This window comes from Leptothoe sp. ISB3NOV94-8A, assembly GCF_043421595.1.
GTDB classification, from domain to species: domain Bacteria; phylum Cyanobacteriota; class Cyanobacteriia; order Phormidesmidales; family Phormidesmidaceae; genus Leptothoe; species Leptothoe turfae.
Genome location: NZ_JAXSQW010000001.1, coordinates 6,045,060 through 6,068,493 on the forward strand (window position 1 = coordinate 6,045,060; position 23,434 = coordinate 6,068,493).

General features: G+C 46.5%; 13 protein-coding genes. 6 read left to right on the forward strand and 7 right to left on the reverse strand.

What is annotated here, in order from left to right:
• Positions 1-160: 160 nt before the first annotated feature.
• Positions 161-1,126, forward strand: coding sequence for a Fic family protein (locus SPB21_RS25950; RefSeq protein WP_250565671.1), 966 nt, complete (start codon positions 161-163; stop codon positions 1,124-1,126).
• Here the strand turns inward: SPB21_RS25950 and SPB21_RS25955 are convergent.
• Positions 1,123-2,550 (reverse strand): ion transporter, encoded by a 1,428-nt coding sequence (locus SPB21_RS25955; protein ID WP_163661015.1) that lies wholly within the window; start codon positions 2,548-2,550, stop codon positions 1,123-1,125. The two genes, SPB21_RS25950 and SPB21_RS25955, sit on opposite strands and share 4 nt — an antisense overlap.
• A 237-nt stretch (positions 2,551-2,787) precedes the next feature.
• Here SPB21_RS25955 and SPB21_RS25960 point away from each other — a divergent pair, with 237 nt between their 5' ends.
• From SPB21_RS25960 to SPB21_RS25975, 4 genes are all read left to right on the forward strand, one after another.
• Positions 2,788-7,221 carry a PAS domain-containing protein gene (locus SPB21_RS25960; protein WP_499868032.1) on the forward strand — a complete coding sequence of 1,478 codons (4,434 nt, stop codon included), beginning with the start codon at positions 2,788-2,790 and terminating at the stop codon, positions 7,219-7,221.
• Between the two features lie 55 nt (positions 7,222-7,276).
• Complete coding sequence (locus SPB21_RS25965) at positions 7,277-9,085, forward strand: EAL domain-containing response regulator (RefSeq protein ID WP_499868033.1); 1,809 nt, start codon at positions 7,277-7,279, stop codon at positions 9,083-9,085.
• Between the two features lie 142 nt (positions 9,086-9,227).
• Positions 9,228-10,571 carry an ATP-dependent DNA helicase gene (locus tag SPB21_RS25970; RefSeq protein ID WP_250565670.1) on the forward strand — a complete coding sequence of 448 codons (1,344 nt, stop codon included), beginning with the start codon at positions 9,228-9,230 and terminating at the stop codon, positions 10,569-10,571.
• A gap of 322 nt (positions 10,572-10,893) precedes the next feature.
• Positions 10,894-12,048: a substrate-binding domain-containing protein gene (locus tag SPB21_RS25975; protein WP_499868034.1), complete on the forward strand. Its 1,155-nt coding sequence runs from the start codon at positions 10,894-10,896 to the stop codon at positions 12,046-12,048.
• A gap of 228 nt (positions 12,049-12,276) precedes the next feature.
• On the opposite strand, the gene SPB21_RS25980 is transcribed toward SPB21_RS25975, so the two are convergent.
• The 5 genes from SPB21_RS25980 to gltB form a co-directional block, all read right to left on the reverse strand.
• Positions 12,277-13,104, reverse strand: a complete 828-nt coding sequence (locus SPB21_RS25980; RefSeq protein ID WP_499868035.1) for an alpha/beta fold hydrolase — start codon at positions 13,102-13,104, stop codon at positions 12,277-12,279.
• On the reverse strand, positions 13,082-13,537 hold the full coding sequence (locus SPB21_RS25985) for an NUDIX hydrolase (protein WP_006517368.1): 456 nt from the start codon (positions 13,535-13,537) through the stop codon (positions 13,082-13,084). Before SPB21_RS25985 ends, SPB21_RS25980 begins: the two co-directional genes overlap by 23 nt.
• A 4-nt stretch (positions 13,538-13,541) precedes the next feature.
• Positions 13,542-14,006, reverse strand: a complete 465-nt coding sequence (bcp, locus tag SPB21_RS25990; RefSeq protein WP_163661008.1) for a thioredoxin-dependent thiol peroxidase — start codon at positions 14,004-14,006, stop codon at positions 13,542-13,544.
• Positions 14,007-14,074: 68 nt separating this feature from the next.
• Positions 14,075-15,559, reverse strand: a complete 1,485-nt coding sequence (locus tag SPB21_RS25995; protein ID WP_499868036.1) for a glutamate synthase subunit beta — start codon at positions 15,557-15,559, stop codon at positions 14,075-14,077.
• A gap of 144 nt (positions 15,560-15,703) precedes the next feature.
• Positions 15,704-20,290 (reverse strand): glutamate synthase large subunit, encoded by a 4,587-nt coding sequence (gene gltB / locus SPB21_RS26000; protein WP_499868037.1) that lies wholly within the window; start codon positions 20,288-20,290, stop codon positions 15,704-15,706.
• A 464-nt stretch (positions 20,291-20,754) separates the two neighbouring features.
• Between gltB and SPB21_RS26005 the strand changes: the two genes are divergently transcribed.
• A complete protein-coding gene (locus tag SPB21_RS26005) occupies positions 20,755-20,967 on the forward strand; it encodes a hypothetical protein (RefSeq protein ID WP_006517372.1) in 213 nt (70 codons plus the stop codon).
• Positions 20,968-21,084: 117 nt separating this feature from the next.
• Here SPB21_RS26005 and SPB21_RS26010 read toward each other — a convergent pair whose 3' ends face one another.
• Positions 21,085-23,259: a DUF3352 domain-containing protein gene (locus SPB21_RS26010; RefSeq protein ID WP_499868038.1), complete on the reverse strand. Its 2,175-nt coding sequence runs from the start codon at positions 23,257-23,259 to the stop codon at positions 21,085-21,087.
• Positions 23,260-23,434 lie beyond the last annotated feature (175 nt).

The window sequence follows — 23,434 nt, forward strand, 5'->3', positions numbered from 1 at the left end:
CCCCTGGTCAATTAATTGAGCTGATTGTTGATGGACATCAAGATTGAGCTTTTATTCCTGCGCCGTTACCAGATTATTGGGAATACCGACAAAGCTTTGGTGGCCAGTCTTAGCTGACGCTCGAGAAGCATTAGCAAGGTTAGATGGGATTGGAAAAACCATGAAAAACTATGAGCTCTTACTTCAACCTCTGCAACGGAGAGAAGCTCTTCGATCCTCTAGTTTGGAAGGAACTTACACAACAGCTAAACAGTTATTGCTATTTGAAATTGATCCTAAGCAGCCCACTTCAGCGCAGGATCCACTTAGTGCCTCACAGGAAGTTGCCAACTATAACAGAGCTTTGGACCTAGGCTTTGCAGCCATAGAAAAAGGTTGGCCGATTTCTCGTAACTTAATTCGACAAATGCACCAAATTCTCTTGGAGGGTGTTAGAGGTTCACATAAAGAACCTGGTCGCTTTAGGCGAATTCAAGTTCATATTGGCTCAACTAAAAGATATATACCACCACCTGTTTATGAGGTTGATCCTTGTCTCAAGGTACTAGAAACACAAATTCAGATTTCTCCAAAAATACAACCTCTGCTTTTTTGCTTCATGGTTCATTATCAATTTGAGGCTATTCATCCTTTTACAGATGGCCATGGACGAGTTGGCAGACTTTTATTGTCGTTAATGATTTATCAACTATGTGGACTTAGTAAGCCTTGGTTATACCTCAGTGCTTTCTTTGACAAGTATAAAGATGAATATACAAGTCTCTTATTTCAAGTAAGTTCACAGGGAAATTGGCTCGCTTGGCTAGACTTTTGTCTACGTGGCACTATTGAACAAGCGAAAGACTCAGTTATACGTTTTGAGGCCTTGCTCAAATTGAGGGATGAGTATATGGCGTTGCTAGATGAACAAGGTGTCAGTATTAGGCTTAATAAGGTTATAGAACACCTGTTCAAAGCACCCGTCATTTCCGTACCCTATCACGCTAATATGTGTGATGTGGCATACAACACAGCTAGACAAGATATTGATCGGTTAGTTCAAGTAGGGATCTTAACTGAATCAGAAAACAATAAACGTCCTAAGTATTTCTTTGCCTTAGGAGTCATCGATATTATCTTCGATTAAAATCTAGGACTTTCTCTTGCAATAATCACTAGCCGATCTTCTTTGTTTAAAACTAATTCCGCTGGAGGATTCACCTGAGTAGTTCGTTTATCTTGTTTGACCGACTCTATGGCCAACAACAATGCATCAGATTGTTGCTTAAGAACTTGAGCTAATGCCCAATACTGTTTACCAATCCAATCAGTTGGAACCTGGATCTCATAAATTTGATTGCCACTTTGCACCGTCAACAACTCCGAAAGAGCCTCTACAGAACCCTGATTTCGGGCAGATGTGGCAATTAGATGGCTTGATACTTCCTCTGTAACAATCACATCATCAACACCAGCCAGCTTAAGCTGCACATCATTACGGCGATCCAACAACTGCGCACAAGTATAGATAGAAGGATTCAATTTTTCGATGGTCAGAGCAGCCAAAACTGTACGGGCATCTCGGTCTTGGTCTGTACGCGGATGGGTGGCATCGGCCAATAAAATTGCCCTGGAAGCATGAATAATCCCAACCGTTTCGAGGATATCAATCTTGGTGTAATCCTCAGCATAAAAGTAAAGCTGAGAAGCATTGAGATGGTTAAGAGCCTGAGCCGGTTCATCGGTTGCTTCGGCCACAATCACGACCGCACAGCGATTTATCCCATCGGCCAACAACTCTTCCACGATTAAATGCCCACCTCGATTCCAGCCGCAAATTACAATGTGGCCCCGCAGTTCATCAATTTCCAAGGCTTTGAAGTCCATAAAAGTTTCTAGTTTGCGCATCATCACAGCAGAGACGACACCGGTAAAGACAGCAAATGTGGTCAGTCCGCCCATCATGACAACGAGGGCAATTATGCGCCCAATATCCGTTTGTGGATCACCGCCAATTGGTTCTCCGGCAACTAAGGATAAAATGCTCCACCACATGGAGTCTCGCAGGCTTTCAATGCGCGGATTGTAGGGCTCTTCAAATAGGTAGATGGCCAGACCCCCTGTGAGCACAATCAAGCCAATCACCATAAATACGCCAATTTGAATGCCTAGACTGGCCGCGATCGCACTCGACAACCGCCCCAAACTGCGATTCAGCAAAATCCCCGCCCGCAACAACCGCAGCAACCGCAGCAACCGCAGCAGACGAAACGCCGTGATCATTGGCATAGTAGCCAGGATATCAAGCCAGTAATTACGCCAAAACCGCTGTTTTTTCCGCGCTATCCAATAACGGCAGCTTAGTTCCAGCATAAAAATGCTCGTCAGCCCAGCCTGAAGATGGCTAACCCATCGGGTAGACAGCCCGCGAGTATCCAGTACCACCTCAACCACGACCAAAAATACCGATAGCAAAATCAAGGCTACCAGGGCAATTTCAGTTTGCGGGGCATGGATGAAGCGATCAATATGTTCTTTTAGACATGACGTCTGGCGAACACGGCCACTCATACAACTCGATCAAATAGGTGAATGGCATCCAGCATACCCGAGAGACTACAAGCTTCGACTATTGGCTAGGATCTTTCCTGAAACTGCAAAAAATAACGTTGTTTTATTAGCCATAGGTCGAAGATCGAGAGATTACCTATGGTGGTGCTCGGCAAATGCTTATAACCCATCGTGATGCATTTACACAGATCAATCGTTATGCTTAGTCCTTAGGTATTCTTACTGAGCTGCTCGCCAGTGAAACTAACGCTAAGATCACTGATTGCGATTCCGTTAATCACGCAGGTCGTTGTTGTCACAACGATCACAGGGTGGCTTGCCCATCGAAACGGCCAAGCATCTGTAGAAACATTGGCCTATCATCTACTCCACGAAACAGGAGAACATTTTCAACATAAATTAGAAGCCTACACAGCGATTCCACCACTAGTAACCCAGGAAAATCTAGATTCCCTAGAGCTACAGCAGTTGGATCCTCAAAATTTAAAAAGCTGGTTTCCTCATTTATTTCGACAAATACAACGCTTTCCAGATGTCACTTATATCTACTATGGCGATATTAACGGTCACTATGTAGAGCTTAATAAACTACCAGATAGCAGCTTGGAATTAGCAATCAAAGATCGTAGTTCAAATGAATTTGTCAAGATTTTTTCAGTGACAACCGATGGTCAATTAGAGCCAGCTCAATTAAACATATCCTATGATCCACGCCAGCGCCCCTGGTACAAAACAGCCATCAGGCACCAGCAGGCTCGATGGACCAATGTGTACGATTTTGAAGATCCATCGCCTAAATTAGGCATCAGCTTTGTACGTCCCTATCTGGATGATGACAAAACATTACAAGGGGTGCTCGGTGCAGATTTTTCCCTGGAGGCCCTCACAAAATTTGTAGAGCGTTTTCAAACCAGTCATTCCAGTGCCATGTTTATCATGGATATGGATGGTAAGGTGCTGGTTAGTTCTGAAAACCGTACTTTGTTAGAAGATAATGACATATCCATCTCATCTGCGCAGGTACAACATAACGAGCTCATTCAGAAAACCATTGAATACACCCTGAAAGAATTAGAAACGAGTGGTCCAATTCAGGGTACAAGGCAGTTCAAATGTCGAGTTCAGGAGACAAAATATTGGGTACAGGTTACACCATTTTTTGATAACCATAATCTAGAGTGGCTAGGGGTCTCTCTATTACCTGAAGCCAATTTTACAACGCAAATTCATGCGAACAGCCGTAATACGATAGTCCTATCTCTATTGGCGATGGGGATTTCTAGCGGTGTCAGTTTGCTGATCGCTCGGTGGATTAATCGACCTATACAACAACTTGGATTCGCCACCCAGTCTCTGGCTAAAGGTGATGCTCGGAAGGGTATTGTGCCCTCTCATATCCAGGAACTCAATGTATTGATCAGTAGTTTTAATCGCATGAAAGGAAGCTTAGAAAACTCGCGATCGCAACTAAAAACATATTCACAACACCTTGAAGACTTAGTTGACCAGCGTACTCAGGCTCTACAGCGTTCAGAAGAGACGTTTGCCAAGGCGTTTCAACTCAGCCCTAATGCCATTACCTTGAGTACTCTAGATGAAGGCCGTTACATCAAAGTTAACGATCGCTTCGTAGAGCTCATGGGGCTACCCAGGGAGAACATTGTCGGATGCACCAGCAGAGAATTAAACATTTGGATTCCGCCGCAAACCCGAGATGTATTTCGTCAAGAATTGGTCAAAGGTAGGTTGCGTAACCAGGAATGGAGAGTCCAAAATGCATTGGGAGAAATCAAAACAATTTTACTGTCTGCTGCAATTATTTATTTTCAAGATAGCGCCTGTGTTCTCGTCATTGGTAATGATATTAGCGATCGCATTGCTGAACAAGAAAAACTGCGTCAGAGTGAAGAACGCTGGCAACTGGCTCTAAAAGGTAATAATGACGGAATTTGGGACTGGAATATTGCTGCAGGTAAAATTTTCTATTCCCTACGATGGAAAGCAATGTTGGGCTATGGTGAGCATGAGATTGCCCATAGCCGAGATGAATGGGAGAGTCGTCTGCATCCAGAGGATCGAGAGCGAGTTCTCAAAGCAGGCCAGGCTCATCTAGATCAGGACACACCTTTCTTTAGCGAAGAATACCGTCTTCGTTGCAAAAATGGACAATACAAGTGGATTTTAGATCGTGGTCAAGCCCTCTGGGATACTGATGGCACGGCCATCCGCATGGTGGGCTCCCATACGGATATTAGCGATCGCAAACGCAACGAAGCGATTATTCTTCAACAAGAGCAGTTTCTTCGCAGTATTTACAATGGTGTAGAAGCAGGGATTTTTGTCGTCGATGTATTAGGTTACAAAAAATTTCGCTATGTAGACTCCAATGCTACGGTTGAGCGTATGTCCGGTGCTCGGAGAAAATCGTTGATTAACTCTACTCCAGAAGAACTCTTCTCCCCAGAAACAGCTGTCGAACTTACTCAGAAGTATCAGCACTGTGCTGATTTTGGCGCACCCCTCACCTTTGAAGAGGAGCTATATATCAATGATCAATGGAACTGGTGGTTAACAACCCTGACACCATTAAAAGACAGCCAAGGAAAAACTCACCGGATTATAGCCACCACCTTAAATATCACAGAACGCAAATCGATTGAAGCTGCCCTTGCTCAACAAGTTCAAAGCGAACAGCTACAGACGAAAATCAGCAATGCTATACGTCAAAGCCTCGATACCCTAAAAACCTATCAAACAACCGTAGATGAAATTGGCCTGGCATTTGGCGTCAGTCGCTGTTGTTTTCATCTCTATACCGATACACCTACTCCACAGTTACACACTGTTGCCGAATATCTGATTCCCGACTACATTTCCCAAAAAGCCTTTAAAATTTCGACTCTCCAAAGCCCTTACATTCAGGTGGTGCTGTCCCAGGAAAACGCTTTAACTATTGACGATGTTACCCAGACGTCTCTGCTCGAACAAGAACAGTCAACGTGGGAGCAGCTACACACTAAATCCATGCTGGCTATTCGCACATCATCCTATCAAGGGCCTCCCAATGGAGTCATTGAAATCCATCAGTGTGACCGTCAACGGGCATGGTTATCTTGGGAAATTGAGCTGCTAGAATCTGTTGCCGCCCAAGTTGGTATCGCGATTACCCAGGCACGTCTCCTAGAACAAGAACATGCCCAGCAAGAAGAACTTGCGCAACAAAATATTGCATTAGAGACCGCAATTCAAGCAGCCCAGCAAGCCAGCCAGGTCAAAAGTGAATTCCTGGCCAGTATGAGCCATGAGTTACGCACGCCTCTCAATGCCATTCTAGGCTTTGTTCAAGTTATGCAGCGTACCCTTAAATATGAGCCTGAGCGCTTTCAGCAAGACTCTGCACAGCATTTAGACGTCATTCAACATAGCGGCGATCATCTGCTTACCCTGATTAACGACGTCCTCGACATGTCAAAGATTGAGGCTGGTCACATTAGCATTAATGCGCAACCCTTTGACCTGCATCAGTTACTGCATTCACTAGCAACCATGTTTCAAGAAAAAGCTGGCGCAAAAGGACTAAATTTAACGTGTGAATGCGCGATTGAAGTACCCCAATATATAGAAACTGATGAAGCCAAGCTACGACAAATCCTCATTAATTTATTGGGTAATGCTGTTAAATTTACCAACAGTGGCAGTATTACGTTAACGATTTCCGGCAAAAACCACCTTTCCATTGAGGTCCAAGATACTGGATCAGGGATTGACCCTAAACAGCTCCAGTATCTTTTTGACGCTTTTTATCAAACTGATATTGGTCGTCAGTCTCAAGGGGGAACGGGGTTGGGTCTGGCCATCAGCAAAACCTATATTGAACTCTTAGGCGGTCATATATCTGTCCAAAGTACACCAGGACAAGGTAGTATTTTTCGATTTAACCTCCCAGTCACTCCCGTCGATATTCTAGATATTGAGGAAGATGAGAGCAGCTCAACGGTAATTTGTCTTGCACCCAACCAACCGAGCTATCGCGTTTTAATTGTGGAAGATAAGTGGGCGAGTCGAACCCTGCTCATGCAACTGTTAGAGCCCGTTGGCTTCAAGGTAAGAGCAGCTACAAATGGCCAAGAAGCTCTGCAAATTTTGCAAAAATGGCAGCCTCACCTAATTTGGATGGACATGCGTATGCCTGTGATGGATGGCTACGAAGCGACTCAGCGCATCCGCACTAGTCTACAAGGGCAAGCAACAGTCATTATTGCCCTCACTGCTAGCGCTCTAGAGAGTGAAAAACAGATGGTCTTATCGGTGGGCTGTGACGATTTTGTGCGCAAACCCTTCAGAGATAGCATTATTTTTCAAAAACTACAGCAACACCTCGGAGTACAGTACATTTATGAACATCAACACACCCATAATTTCCCTAGACTGTCATCTGATAACCAGCATCACATCATTGTCGAACAGCTATCTAAACAGCCAAAAGAGTGGCTACATCAACTCCATGAGGCATCTAGCTTAGCCGATGCAGAATGGGTTGCTCAGCTCATTGATGAAATCCCAATACCTGAAGATCAATTAGTAGAAGCACTGACTAAATTAGTCAAAGGATTTCGCTGTGACCTGATTACTGAATTGACGACCTCATCAAGACAAGCCTTCGAACCCTAAACTTTTCTATCACAGTGCTGACTATATTGAATCACTCTCCTTAATTTTGAGCATAATGACCCAACCCTCAGATGCATCACTAAATCCTTTACCCTGCGGCGATATCTTAGTGGTGGACGATGTCCCCCCCAATCTAGATTTTTTATCTACAGTGTTGACTCAGCAGGGGTACAAAGTACGCAGTGCCATCAACGGCGAGGTCGCGCTCAAAATTGCTAAGGCAGCCCAGCCAGACCTGATTCTCTTAGATATTAAAATGCCTGGAATGGATGGCTATGAGGTCTGCCGCCTGCTCAAAGCAAATCCAATAACTCAAGAGATTCCTGTCATTTTTCTGAGTGCCTTAGATCAAACTGATGAGAAAGTCAAAGCCTTTGATCTAGGAGGCGTGGACTATATTCCCAAACCATTTCAAGCGGAAGAACTACTAGCCCGAATTGACAATCATCTAAAATTACGTGCTGCCCAATCTGAAATCCAAAAGCTCAACTCTCAATTGGAACAACGGGTCATGCAACGTACCGCTCAGCTAGAGAAAGAAATTGGTGAACGGTTACGCATGCAAGAAGAACTCGTACATATGGCAACCCATAATAGCATTACTGGGTTGCCTAATAGAGTTTTGCTAACTCAGCGATTACAACAATCATTCACACAAGCACAGTCTAACCCAACCCAAAGACTGGCCGTCATTTTGCTTAAATATAACAAACTACAGCTAGTTAAAAATTCCCTTGGGCACCAAGCTGTAGACCAGCTCATTGTAGCGATTAAGAGTCGCTTAGAGACAATAACCTGGCCAGGTTCTCTATTGGCAAACTTTGGAGAAGATACATTTGCTATTTTAATTGAGGCCTTTCGGAGTGAGGAACAAATTACTCAATTTGCAGAACAATTACAGCGAGAAGTTACGTACCCTTTCCACATCAGCAATCACTTAATCTATGGACAAATTGAGGTTGGTATTGTTCTACACTCCCATAAATATCAACAGGCTACTCATATATTGAGAGATGCAGCCACTGCATTATCTCAGGCTCAAGCTGAAGGTGCTGGTAGAATAGAGATCTTTAATTCTGGTATGCATCAACGTACGTTCTCCTTCTTTGAAGTGCAAAATGAGTTGCATAGAGCGTTGCATAACCAAGAGTTAATCCTTGTTTATCACCCTATTATCTCTTTGGCAGACAATTATCTGAATGGCTTAGAAGCTCTAGTGCGTTGGAATCATCCTCAAAGGGGCATATTGAGTGCTGATGAATTTATTCCTGTTGCAGAAGAAACCGAACTCATTCTTGAGTTAGACCGCTATGTTCTGCGGTATGCCTGTCAACAACTCAAAGAATGGCAAGAGCAAAATTTACTGCATTCTTCATTTAAGCTGCATGTCAATATATCATCTCAGCAGCTAACTCAAAGAGACTTTATCGACTATCTGGATCGCATATTAGGAGAAACTCAAATTGATCATCAAAATCTTGCCTTTGACGTTACTGAATATGGCCTCATGCAAAAAACAGACGTTGTTCTAGCCACCTTAGAGAAGCTTAAGCGCTATCAAATTATGGTAAGCATTGATGATTTTGGTACGGGCTCATCGTCGCTCGGCTATCTATACAGCTTAAAAATTGAAAACTTAAAAATTGATCGTTCCTTTATCCACCAAATGAACAATACGACGAAAGGTCTGAAGGTCATCAAGGCTATCGTCAATTTAGCCCATGAGCTAGGCATGAGTGTAACCGCCGAAGGCGTTGAAAATTCAGTCCAACTAGCGACCCTTGAAACCTTAGGTTGTGAGTATATGCAGGGCTATCTGTGGGGTAAACCTGCCGATGGCAAAACCATAACGGCTCAGCTATAGGCAATAGGCAAGCCATTGATCTCCATATATTTCATTATAGGTTTAAGGCAAATCTTCCCCTAAAGCAGCAATGGTGCTGAGAAATATAGAGAATCAATATTGATGGCAAATAGTTCCTTTGTACTTCTTTATCCCTCAGGTTATGATGGATTTCGTACCCGGATGCTTCGCTCAAATGGATAGCGCTGCCACGATTCCAGAAATACTGCCAGGGATTGAGTTAAGCGAGGAGCAGTGGGAAGCACTGCAAGCCATTGAGGAATTTTTGCAGAGTCCATCCAAGCTCTATTTACTGACAGGCTATGCGGGTACGGGCAAAACCACCCTGCTACAAGCTCTGGTTACCTATTTGCGTGATCAAGGTTGTGACTGGCCGATTGTGCTGACGGCCTTTAGTAATAAAGCCACCAAGGTGCTCAAAACCATGGCCACCCAGTGGGATATCAAAGATGTGGAGTCAGTCACTTGTTGCCGATTGCTGGGGCTAAAACCGGTCATTGACACGGGCAGCGGCGAGCAAATTTTTAAGTCAGTTAGCGACCAGCATAATCAGGTGCCGGACTATCGACTGGTGATCGTGGATGAATGCTCCATGATCAATCAGGAGATGTGGAAGCTACTGGTGGAGGCCATTTCTCGATTGGATATTCCCACCCAGATGCTATTTGTAGGGGATCCGGCTCAGCTACCGCCTGTCAATGAAACGGAGTCATGCTGCTTTAGCCAGATTATGCATCAGTCGTCTCTATCCCAGGTGATTCGCTATGGCGGGGCGATTGGGGTGATTGCCGATGACATTCGTCGCAACATGGAGCGGGAGCAGTTACCTCGATATGAAAGCGATGTGAATTGCGATCGCACCGAAGGCTTCTTTGTGCTGCCCAAATATCCCTGGCGTGATGTGCTCATCCGTGCCTTCACCTGCGATAAATACAAAGCCGACCCCAACTATGTGAGAGTGCTTGCCTATACTAACCAGCGGGTTAAAACTTTAAACCGTATGATTCGTCATGCGATCTACGGTGACGATTTACAACAGTTTGTACCTGGGGAGCGACTCATTGCCAACAACCCATGCCTTGAGGAGGGCGGCATTATTCTCCAAACTTCAGAAGAGTGTGAAGTGTTAGAGGTAAAACCCGGAAAAATAGAGGGATTACCGACATGGCAGCTGGTTGTTTATACAGAAGAGGGCAAGTTTCAAGACCTGAATGTACTCCAGGAAATCAGCCTGCCTGACTATGAACGTCGCTCACGGGACTATGCCACCACCAAACAATGGGAGATTTTCTGGGAATTCAGGCAACAGTTTCACGATGTGAACTATGCCTATAGCCTGACAGTGCATAAAAGTCAGGGCTCCACGTTCCAAGACGTATTTATAGATTTGCCAGATTTAATGAGAAATTCGAAGCTGATTGAGAGAAATCAGCTGTGTTATGTGGCATTTACACGGGCAGCAAAACGAGTCTTTATTTATCAATAAGGTTGCCATTATTGATGACCTTCAATCATCAAGTGCGTTAAGCTAACGTAGACTTGATGCTACGGAAACAGAGATGGATTTACGATACTACATAAAGCTTTTGCAGCTTTTCTAAAACCACTCAGCGAATGCTAGAGTAATCTTAATGGTTTGGTAATGGTTCAAGACTGGTTGTGCTGCCTAAAAAATTACCCGAAAGGGTACCTTCGTGAATCTTGACACTCGCACAAACTAGGTATGAGAATAAGAGTATATGTAGAAGGGTACGTTGCGTAATCGTGCAATACCCATTGGATATTCAAGAATCCTAGGATTAAAGTGTATGCCTTCTCCGACGCCTCCTTCTTCAGAAAATGAGCAGTCAAGTACGCCTAAGGCTGCTTTACCTGTCAACAAACCATCATTATCTGATCACCTTTATGGACTTCCAAAATGGTTGATTGGCTTGATTCTCTTCGCAGCATTTGGTGGAGCAACTGTTGTAAGTGAACTTACTGGAGTTATAGACTCCTTGGGTAGTGTAATTGTAGCTGTTATGACGGCTTCAGGCTCTTCTGGGGAATATAAACCTGTTGCACCTGAGCCATCAGCTCCAGAATATAAGCAAGTACAATCACTATTAAAGAAGCCAAGCCGTCCCACTGACGTTTTTAATGCCGTCAGCGATGATTTACAAAAACTGACAGCAGATGGCAGTATTTCTGTCATTGCTATGGTTCGTGAATTGCAGAGGCAGTATCCTGGGATTTCTCTTGTCTATGGTGTTAATGACCAAAAGCCATTGGGAACGGACGATGGGCTTTTAAAGCTAGCAAATGGAGATATCGAATTTGCCTTTGCTTCTAGAGAGCTAACCCGTAATGAGAAAGAAGTAGGTAACTTAGTAGAGTTTCCTATTGGTAAAGATGCAATTGCTGTGTTTGTTCATAAAGATAACCCTATTGATAACTTAAATATTGATCAATTAAAGGCAATTTATAACTGTCAAGTCGATGATTGGTCCATATTTGGGTGGTCCAATTTGGGTGGAAATCAAGAAAGCTTTGGTATAGATGTCTTTAATCGCTATAGAAGCAGTGGCACACAAAGTGTTTTCAATAAAAAAGTTTTAGATGGCCAGGCATTCTGCGGTGGTGAGCCTGATACGGATGGAGAAAGAGAGAATGGCTCTAGTTTTAGAACGTGGAATGCAGATGAGACAACTACAGTAATCAATGAAATGGGAAAATACGGCATATACTACGCAAGTCTAAATCACGTAGTTAATCAGGATGATATAAAGGTTTTAAGTATTAATGATATTTTTCCTTCGGCAGAGACTATTCTGCAAGAAGAATATCTTCTAACAAGGGACTTGTATGCTGTGGCTAAACGGGATACTTATCAATCGGTGATAGAGTTCATAGATTTCTTAATCTCCCCTAAAGGACAAGAAATAGTGAGGCAATATCATATTCCCAGTTACGAATATGAGTAGCTCGCTTAGACAGAGTATTAGGTTGACACAGGATTCAAGAGAGAATGAGCGCAGTCATTTACCTTAATGTTTTTGAGCCAATTATTGTGAAATTTTACTAGAGATTAGTCCTATCTGTAGCTTTTACGAACAGCATTAAAAAGTAGGATATTTATCTATTAGATTTAGGTGCTGACTTTACTGATAATGTCGGTGAAATCGGATGCACTCATTAAGATCCAAGCATTCTTACAAAATCCAGTGCTCTAAAAAATCGGCAATGACTTTCGCTTTATAACTCGGTAATTCGTCACCGCCTGGCAACACCTTTACTGTTGCCCTGGGAGCAGCCGTCTCAAACGTTTGAGTCAGCTGTCGGCTGGTTTCTCCTGCATGTTCTCCTTGCAGGGCCACCATGGGCATTGAAAGATTGGCCAGGCCGCCAACAATTTCAGGTTCTAACACATGACGGCGACGCTGGAAGAGTAATCGGCAGGCTGCAGGATGACGCCGTAATAGCTGTCGCCAATGATAATTTTGCAACCAGGTAGGTGTCTGACCGGGGGTGGATTTGCGAGCAAATGGCTTAGTAATCGCTAACCATAATCCACTCAAAGGACTAATCAACCAACGTTCTCGCCGCCAACGCTTAGGAGTATAGGCAAAACCTTCGGGTTCCAGGACACATAGTCCTTTAACCTGCTCTGGATAACGCAGGGCATAACGAGCTGCTACCCAAGCCCCTAGGGAATGGCCAACTAGCACAACGGAACCGATGCGCAGGGAGTCTAGTAGCTCTGCCAGTGTCTTTACCTGCATCGCAATCGAGTAGGCTGTCTTATCTTGTAGGCGTTCTGACTCACCAAAGCCAATTAAATCAGGTGCCAGACAGTGATACTGCCGACCCATTAGAGCTAGGGTCTCGCTCCATTGATCACCGTCATGCCAGGAGCCATGCAGAAAAATGACTGTCTGACCTCGCCCCACTTCCCGCCAAAACAGCTGACCGTACTGAAGCTTACGGCGCAGGTTGCGTACGGGCATTTGGCCAGCACTAGGCCAAAACAATGGCTCCATTAAAGTAGTCCTGTAGCTGTTGATCGTGATCGTGGGCTAGGTTACCACGGGGAATGTCATCCACTGTAAATGCTGCGATTCTCATTACCTCAGCTTTATCACGAATATAAAATTCACCATCCACATAGGCTTCGAGGGCGACGCAAATAGAATCAAACCGCGGATCACGCTCTGGATGGGAATATACGCCGACCAGACGACCAATTTTCAGGATAGCTAGACCTGTTTCTTCCAGTAGCTCGCGCTGGGCAGATGTGGCGATATCTTCACCCCAATCGACCAGTCCCCCCGGTAAACCCCAACGCCCACTATCACGGCGTTGAATTAAGACAATGCGACCATCGGGCAAAATCGGTATTACACACGTACCGACTAAAGGTCGTCGCAAAAGTAAGCCCAAAAGGGTACGGACTGGTCGCCAAAACTGCGGCATGGATTCAAAGTTCGTCGAGGGCAGTCAGTAGTTCAACGGGATGTTTCTCAGCTTTTACTTTGCGGTAGATTTTTTCTAAATTCCCATCAGGGCCAATTACAAAGGTACTCCTACTAATACCCATGTACTCTTTGCCCATGAATTTCTTGAGGCCATAGCTGCCATAGGCAGTGGCTACTTTGGCCTCTTCATCCACTAACAGTGGGAAGGGCAGGTCGTGTTTGGTAATGAACTTTTGATGGGACTTAGCATCATCTGCACTGACACCTAAAACAACCACATCTTTGGCCTGGTAGGCTTCGTAGTTGTCTCGAAACGCACAGGCTTCTTTTGTGCACCCAGGGGTATTATCACGAGGATAAAAATATAGCACCACACGTTGACCCTTTAGATCAGCCAAACTGACGGTATTACCGTCTGCATCAGCCAAGCTAAAGTCAGGAGCCGGATCACCCACTTGTAATGTCATTGAATTTTAAGAGCTTACTCATCAAGTTTGCCCTTAAGATTGTATACTTTCTCGTCAGACGATCGTCTTTACGGCAGATCGGTATGGCCCATCAGGTAGCGATCGCATTCCCGCGCCACTCCACGACCTTCATTAAATGCCCATACTACAAGGCTTTGACCTCGGCGGCAGTCGCCCGCAGCAAATACCCCAGGTAGGCTAGTGGTGTACTTGTTATATTCAGCCTGAATATTACTACGGCCATCTTGCTCCAGATCCAGGGCATCGATAATGGGCTGTTCTGGTCCAAGGAATCCCATGGCCAGCAGGACCAGCTGCGTCGGAATGACTCGCTCTGAGCCTGCCACTTTTTGCATTTGGAAGCGGCCACTATCATCTTTCTCCCAGGCCACATCCACCACATGGATCGCCTTGACCTGGCCATCGTCCCCCGCCTCAAACTTAGTCGCCGTGGATAGGTAAGCTCGCGGATCGCCCCCAAACTTAGCAGCAGCCTCTTCCTGGCCATAGTCCATACGGTAAACCTTGGGCCATTCGGGCCAAGGATTATTAGGAGCCCGCTCCGCTGGTGGCTTAGGCATGATCTCTAGCTGAGTAACACTGGCGCAGCCATGACGAATAGAGGTGCCTACACAGTCGGTGCCGGTATCACCACCACCGATAATCACCACGTCCTTGCCCGTAGCAGAAATTGCCTGGTCATTCAGCGTAGGATCCATCACTGCTTGGGTGTTTTTTGTCAAAAACTCCATAGCAAAATGAATTCCCTTGGCATCACGTCCCTCAATGGGTAAATCTCGAGGTCGAGTTGAACCAGTACATAGGATCACCGCATCATAGTCTTTAACCAGTTGCTCAGCTGGCAAATCCTTACCAATTTCGGCATTACAAATAAATCGAATGCCTTCCTGCTCCATCAGCTTGAGACGACGCATCACCACCGTTTCTTTCTCAAGCTTCATATTGGGAATGCCATACATCAGCAATCCCCCTGGTCGATCAGCTCGCTCATATACCGTGACCAGATGGCCAGCCTTATTGAGCTGGGCTGCTGCCGATAAACCAGCGGGGCCAGAACCCACCACGGCAACTGTCTTCCCAGTGCGTTGAACTGGCGGCTCAGCCACAACCCAACCTTCTTCCCAGCCTTTATCAATAATGGCGTGCTCAATATTTTTAATCGTCACTGGCGGATTATGAATCCCCAATACACAGGCACCTTCACAGGGCGCGGGGCATACCCGCCCCGTAAACTCTGGAAAGTTATTGGTCTTATGCAATCGATCCAGAGCCTCTTTCCACAGACCTCGATACACCAGATCATTCCACTCAGGAATCAGGTTATAGATGGGGCACCCACTGGCCATGCGGTTAATGGTATTCCCCGTATGGCAAAAGGGTGTGCCACAGTCCATACAGCGCGCTGTTTGATTGCGTAGCTGGTCATCCGGCAATGGCGTATGAAACTCTTGCCAATGAGAAATTCGCATCAGTGGTGAGACATCTGGCGCAATTTCGCGAGTGTATTCGAGAAAGCCTGTTGGTTTACCCATGGGAGAAGTCGTAGATTGAAAAAGGAATGACGTATTGTGATTTTTGCAAGGCGAGCACTGCCACCGGGACAATAAAACTGGCCAAAACTGATATCGATGATGGAAATAATGAGTCAAATTTAAGCCAACATTACGAAGTACTGGCTAGTTACCAGCAACTCGTGCAACATCTTTGATGTTCGCTTCAAATGCAGCCGAGAGCGCATCATCACCGCTCAGACCATCTTGCAACGCCTGCTGCAGAGACTGAATCACGCGCTTATAGTCACGAGGGATCACTCTGACAAACTTCGGCAAGACACTTTCCCAATGGTCGATGACTGTTTTTGCTTTATGACTGCCGGTATAGCGGTGGTGTTTTTCAATCATCTCGCGGAGATCAGCAATCTCTTCTGCCTCCTTCAGACGTTCTAAGTCCACCATCTCAGTGTTACACCGGGTGGCAAAGTCTCCGGCTTCATCCAGCACATAGGCTATGCCACCACTCATACCCGCTGCAAAGTTGCGTCCAGTGGTGCCTAACACGACCACCTTACCTCCCGTCATATATTCGCAGCCATGGTCACCAACCGCTTCTACCACTGCATGTACACCTGAGTTGCGCACACAGAAGCGCTCCCCAGCCATGCCATAAATGTAAGCCTCACCACCGGTAGCGCCATAAAAGGCTACGTTACCAATAATAATGTTCTCCTCAGGCACAAATGTAGACGCTTTTGGTGGATAGACAACAATCTTGCCACCACTCAGACCTTTGCCTAAGTAATCGTTACCGTCTCCTTCCAGCTTCAGGGTGACACCAGCAGGAACAAAAGCTCCAAAACTCTGGCCAGCACTACCCTGGAAGGTCAGATGCACGGTATCTTCTGACAAACCTTCCCAATGTTTCTTAGTAATCTCATTGCCGAGAATGGTCCCGACTACACGGTTGATATTGCAAATGGGCAATGTAGCACTGACTTTTTCACCAGTCTCAATGGCAGGCTTACATAAATCCAACAGAGTGGTGATATCCAATGACTTATCCAGGCCATGGTCTTGGGGAATCTGGCAATAACGCCCTACACTGTCATCAACTTGAGGTTGTTCCAAAATCTTGGAGAGATCTACGCCCTTCGCCTTCCAATGGTTAACAGCAGCCTGCACAGCTAACCAGTCGGTATGACCCACCAGCTCATCAAAGGTGCGTACACCCAGCTCAGCCATAATCTCTCGCACATCCTGGGCGATAAACTGCATAAAGTTCACCACATGGTCAGGATCACCCACAAAGCTTTTACGTAAGCGGGGGTCTTGGGTCGCGATCCCGGCTGGGCACGTGTTTTTCTGGCACACCCGCATCATGATGCAGCCCAATGAGACCAACGGTGCTGTGGAGAAACCAAACTCTTCTGCACCCAACAATGCGGCCATCACCACATCGCGGCCAGTTTTCATCTGCCCATCGGTTTCAACAACAATGCGGCTACGCAGATTGTTTAGCACCAATGTCTGATGGGTCTCTGCGAGTCCTAACTCCCAGGGTAAGCCTGCATGTTTAATGGAGGTTTGAGGAGAGGCCCCCGTACCACCATCAAAGCCGGAGATCAGGACGACATCGGCATGGGCTTTAGCCACACCTGCCGCAATGGTGCCCACACCCACTTCAGAAACGAGTTTGACGTTAATGCGGGCTGCACGATTAGCATTCTTCAAGTCGTGGATCAGCTCAGCCAAATCCTCAATGGAGTAAATATCGTGGTGGGGGGGCGGAGAAATCAGACCCACACCGGGCGTGGAGTGACGGACCTTGGCAATCCAGGGATATACTTTGCGTCCAGGTAGCTGACCCCCTTCTCCAGGTTTTGCACCCTGGGCCATTTTGATCTGGATCTCTTTTGCTTGGGAGAGATAGAGACTGGTTACACCAAAGCGTCCCGATGCCACCTGTTTAATGGCACTGTTTTTAGAGTCGCCTTGCTCATTAGTCCAGGTAAACCGTTCGGGATCTTCGCCTCCTTCACCGGTATTGGATTTACCTCCCACGCGGTTCATGGCTATGGCCAGGGATTCATGGGCTTCCTTAGAAATGGAGCCGTAGCTCATCGCCCCAGTTTTGAACCGGCGGGTAATGGCTTCAATGGGTTCTACTTCTTCAATGGGAATGGGCTGACGTGGCTCGAAGTCCAATAGCCCCCGCAGGGTAAAGTGCTGTTTGCTCTGGTCATTGACCAAGTTCGCATAGTGCTTATAGGTTTCGTAATCACCTGAGCGCACCGCTTGCTGCAGCGTGTGGATGGTATCTGGATTAAACAGATGCGCTTCACCCTCTTTACGCCATTGATAGTCACCACCCACATCTAGAATCGGAATATCACCGCGCTCGGCAAAGCCATGGCCGTGACGCATAATTGCTTCTTGGGCAATTACATCCAGTCCAATACCCTCAATGCGGGAGGCGGTCCAGGTAAAGTATTTATTAATGACGCTGTGGTTGAGACCAATGGCTTCAAAAATTTGAGCCCCTCGATAGCTCTGCAATGTGGAAATACCAATCTTTGAGGCAATTTTGATAGTGCCTTTGGTAACTGCTTTGATGTAGTTTTTGTAGGCATCCTTGGGGGTAATGCTCATGAGCATGCCATCAGCAATCATGCCTTCAATGGTTTCAAAGGCAAGGTAAGGGTTGATGGCACTACAGCCATAACCCAGGAGAACGGCAAAATGGTGCACTTCCCGAGGTTCACCGGATTCGAGAATAATGCCAACGCGAGTGCGTGTCCCTGTTCGGATCAGATGATGGTGCAGACCGGAAACGGCAAGCAGTGCTGGGATCGGCGCATGTCTAGCGTCCATGCCACGATCAGACAGGATAATCAGGTTAGTGCCGGTTGCGATCGCATCATCTACCCGAGCACAAATCTCTTCCATCGCTGTCTCTAACCCTTTCACCCCTGTCTGAGGATCAAACAAAATCGGTAGGGTTAGGGCAGCAAACCCAGATTCATCAATATTTTGCAGCTTAGCCAAATCACCATTGCTAATTACCGGAGTCTTCAGCTGAATTAATCGGCAGCTCTCAGGTTGCGGATCTAGCAAATTACGCTCCGAACCTAGTGTGGTCACCGCCGACGTGATGATTGCTTCTCGAATAGAGTCGATGGGAGGATTGGTGACCTGGGCAAACAGTTGTTGAAAATAGTCATACAATAGCTTGGGCCGATCTGAGAGCACTGCTAGGGGCGTATCAGTTCCCATGGAACCAATCGCCTCGACACCATTCTGAGCCATTGGTGTCAGGAGCATGCGCAGCTCTTCAAACGTATAACCAAATGCCATCTGCCGCTGTCGCAGCGTGCCTCCAGCGATTTCAGCCCGTGGCGTCTGAGCAGGCAGCTTTTCCAGGCTGACCTGATGTTGATTCAACCACTGGCGGTAAGGCTGGGCGTTAACAATCTCTGCCTTAAGTTCCTCGTCGCCGATAATCCGACCAGCCGCCATGTCGACCAAGAACATGCGACCCGGCTGTAGCCGTCCTTTCTCAAGGATCTGCTCCGGCTCCACAGGTAGCACCCCGGCTTCTGAGGCCATAATGACTCGGTCATCTTTGGTGACGTAATAACGAGAAGGTCGCAGACCGTTACGATCAAGCACCGCGCCAATCATCGAGCCATCGGTAAATGCCACCGATGCCGGACCATCCCAAGGCTCCATCAAACATGCATGGTATTCATAAAATGCTTTGCTAGCATCGTCCATGGATTCATGCCCGGTCCACGGTTCAGGGATCATCATCATCACTGCATGGGGCAATGATCTTCCTGACAAAACCAGCAGCTCTAAAGCATTATCAAAAATGGTTGAGTCACTACCGTTGATATTAATGACCGGCTTGACTTTGGCCATGTCATCACCAAAAAATTCTGATTCAAACATGGACTGCCGGGCCACCATCCAGTTAATGTTGCCGCGCAGGGTATTGATCTCACCGTTGTGAGCAATGTATCGATAAGGGTGAGACCGCTCCCAACTGGGGAAGGTGTTGGTACTAAAGCGAGAATGCACAAGAGCCAGAGCGCTTTCAAAATCGGGATCGCTTAGATCTGGGAAAAAGTCTCTCACCTGGGGTGGTGTCAACATTCCCTTATAAACCATCGTGCGGCATGACAAACTAGTCGGATACCAGTAGGTATCATGCCCTGACTTGCCAATGGCATTGTAAGCAATCTTGCGAATGACATAGAGTTTTCTTTCGAACGCCAGATCGTCTTCCAGGTCTGCTGAACGTTGAATAAACACCTGCTGCATGAAAGGCTCACTAGCCTGCGCTGTTGCACCCAGGGTGCTATTGTCTGTCGGAATATCGCGCCAGCCTAAAACCTTTTGGCCCATTTGAGCCGCCACCGACTCAAATCGTTGCCGACTCTCAGCTCTCACCTGTGGGTCTGGCGACGTAAAAATTATCCCTGCACCGTATTGCCCAGCCTCAGGTAACGTAAAGCCTTCCGCTGTAACCACCTTCTGTAAAAAGCGGTGGGGCAGCTGCACTAGAATACCGGCTCCATCCCCTGTATTTACTTCGCTACCACACGCTCCACGATGTTCCAAATTGCAGAGAATTTGTAACCCCTGCTGCACAATCTCGTGGGAGGCTAGTCCTTTTATTTGCACAACAAAGCCGACTCCGCACGCATCGTGCTCAAATTGAGGATCGTACAGACCCTGCTTGGGAGGCAATTGGTGACTAGTCATAGAAGTGTATTTTGACAAACGCGCAAGTATTGACAAGAATTCCCAAGGGCAGCTAGAGAAACTTAGCTTGCAGGGCTCGTCAATCGTGACACAAGCAGCTGCATCACCATTGCCCAAGGCAATTCAAGAGGAGCTTTAATTCTCTAACGAGAAAAGCAATTTGACCCAGTTCCTTAATAAAACTGTCAAATTGTTACACGTGACATGGTACGTCAACTGTAACAGTTTGACAAAACGTCGATTTAATCAGCTTTTGAGACCTCTGTAAGGTTTTCAGGAGGCATAGCGCATACCACTCATTTAAAGGTTTAAGTTTTGATACGAAATAATGCAATTTGTGTTGTTTTCTTTGCTCTAGCGACGTTCTCCTATTGAACTTTGCCCCCTTGCAACACAATGGTGTTGTTGACTATAAGATCAGCAATAGTAACCAGATTAGCAATAGTAACTATATAAGGAGTCTCATGGAAAAGCCTTCTCCAAAAACCATCTATGAGAACTTGAATGATTTAGAACGGGTTGATGTAGTCACCAGTGCTCGATATCGACAGCTAGCGCAGGCAGTCTTAGCTGATCCTAAGGTTGATGAAACTCTGCGTCAAAATATTGCAGAGCGATTACAACAAGCTAATCATCTGTTAGCGCTAAAAGATGTTGACGGTGATGAGAGCTATTAGGGAAGAGTGTTAAGGTTTAGGTCTGTGAGTTTAGTTGAGCTGCTGGTGTAACGTCACGATACGCCAGCAGCAGTTTTGTTATGAAAAGGTAAAATCAGGTCTGTAAACTCTTTTAACTTATTCCTCCCCATTTGCTTCAGTCTCTTCTGTCGTCTCGGCCTCGTCAGCAGTCTCTTCTGTCGTCTCGATGTCTTCAGCACTCTCTTCCTCTGCTCCGGCTGCCGGTGGGTCACTGGCAGCCAACCCTAGCAAAGCATCAATCTGAAACTGTTGTGTGCTGCTAGAGGTGCTCAAGCTAAGGCTCCGAACTGTACCAAAGTAGCCGCGGATATCGGCAGCCCAAGGGTCAGTTGCCTGGTTAAAGCCAAATAGGTTGTAGAAAAATGCGAGTGTAGAACTGGCATTGACATACAGGTATCCATTGTTGGGTGTGGGAAACGTGGAAGTAGCGTTTTGAAAGGTGCTGTGGCGACTGAGGGCATGAAACCCTGCTGGCATGACCAATCGTTCCATGGCACCGTTACCACTGGTAAAGGCCAGGGTATCGTCATTAATCCATGTATGCGTTAGCACGCTTTCCCGCTGACTATCGCCATTAATGTCGTATAGCCAATTGGTTGTCGCGTGATCTGCAATTTCTGTAGATAGTGCGACATCTTCGCCAGCCACATCATCTAAGGCGGCTAAGGCTATTTCAGCCGCCGGACGGTTACTGGTTTCTAACAAGACGCCCGCTTCTAGGCCCAAACCTGGAAAAAATGAATTCAACAACCCCGATTGGCTGGGGAACAGAAAAATACTGTATTCTCCATCCATCCATCCCAAAATGTCGGTATCGAGGTCTAGCCCTGTTGCCAGGGCAACAATGGAGCGGGCTGTTTCAATCAGGCCGCTTGTCATCTCATTTAGAGAAAAAGCTGACGACACATCATTCCAAAAGCCGCTGATATCGTAGCCACTGCCCATGAAATAGGTGGCTGCAGGGATCAGTCCCAAGATAGAGTGATCGGCATTGGGAGAGGGAGGTAAATCTGGTAGTACACCTTTGGTATAAAGATGAGCTTCTAGGTGTATGCCTTTGTCCTCAGGATAAATCAAGGCATCAAAGGTGACATTGCTAAACAGGTTAGACATGGCCGCCCGCTCACTCAGGCTGGGTTGGGGAATTGGTGGTAGACCAAAGTCTTGAAACGGATTACTAAACTCAAAGCTCAGCAACTGACCGACATTGCCATATATGATGGCTAAACTGTTCTGTGCTTGAGGGTGGCTTTGGGTCTTCGCAAAACTTGGATTGCTAGTGAGCTTAGGACCATCTTGGGTTTGATATTCAATCCACTGACGCAGGCTGTCAATAGTCTCGGCGGCAACAATGTAATTCCCCAGGTGGGCAACGGCATAGCCAGGAATGGTGTAGCCGTCCTCTGAATAGGTCCCGTCAGGAATATAAATGTAGGGAGGTTCGGGTTGGCGATAGCTGCGGAGGGCTGCATTAGGGGAGGCCAGATCAGCAGAGTTGAATTCGACTGGTGCTGGAAACTCCTCTGGTTCAATCTCTTCAGGAAAGTCATCCCAGGAGTAGTCGTAGGGAACAAACTCATCGGGCCAGAGCCAAATCGGAAACGTTCTGTAGGAATGCTTTTCGGGTAAAGCGGTGCGGGCTTCGGCCAGGGTGGGAATGAAGTCGATAAAGGCGGCGGCATCTTCGATGGGCAAAATGGTGACCATCCGTTCTACCGGGTTGATGGTGCGAACACTAGGTATGGGTAGCAGTGCGATCGCAACGCTATCTCCAACCCAGGGTTGCACATCTTCGGCATAGTTCATCCCCAACGGTAACAATGGCAGAGCCTGGGGGCTCGGCTCCACACCAAAGGCCTCACTCAGCTGTGCAAACAGCGTATATTGCTTGAGGGCAGACCAAGCATCGTCGCGAGTATTGACAATAATGGCTGCCGGCGTGTCTACAGGCAGAATATTTGCGATGATGGGTGGCGCTGAGGCAGAGGTTGGCAGCAGCTCTTCTAGGGACGCCCTTAATTCAGTGACATCAATGGCTGATTCAATCTCAAACTCGTCAATTGTCTCCTCCGACTCAGGTTTCCCAACGGGCATCGCTTCAGACCCTTCAAGGGGAGATTCCAAGATTACAGGCACACCTTCTGACCGATCTGGCACTGCAGGGGCAGACTCTTCAATCTGTTCTGACTTTTCTAACGATGGCTCTTGGGCAGCCAGAGGTGTGGCGAAAAAAGCTAATGCGATCGCTGCCGTTCCCCATCGATTAATCACAAATCAAAACTCCCTACAGTAATCAACTAAATTTAGATGCCCCACCCATGTGTAGATTTACCTACAACCGTAGATTTATCTACAACTTCCATACTTCTTATTACGGTTCATCAGCAACTGTTCGGTCATAGGTTCGGATTGCCATCCCTGTCTAGCCTCTACTTTTCTCAGTACT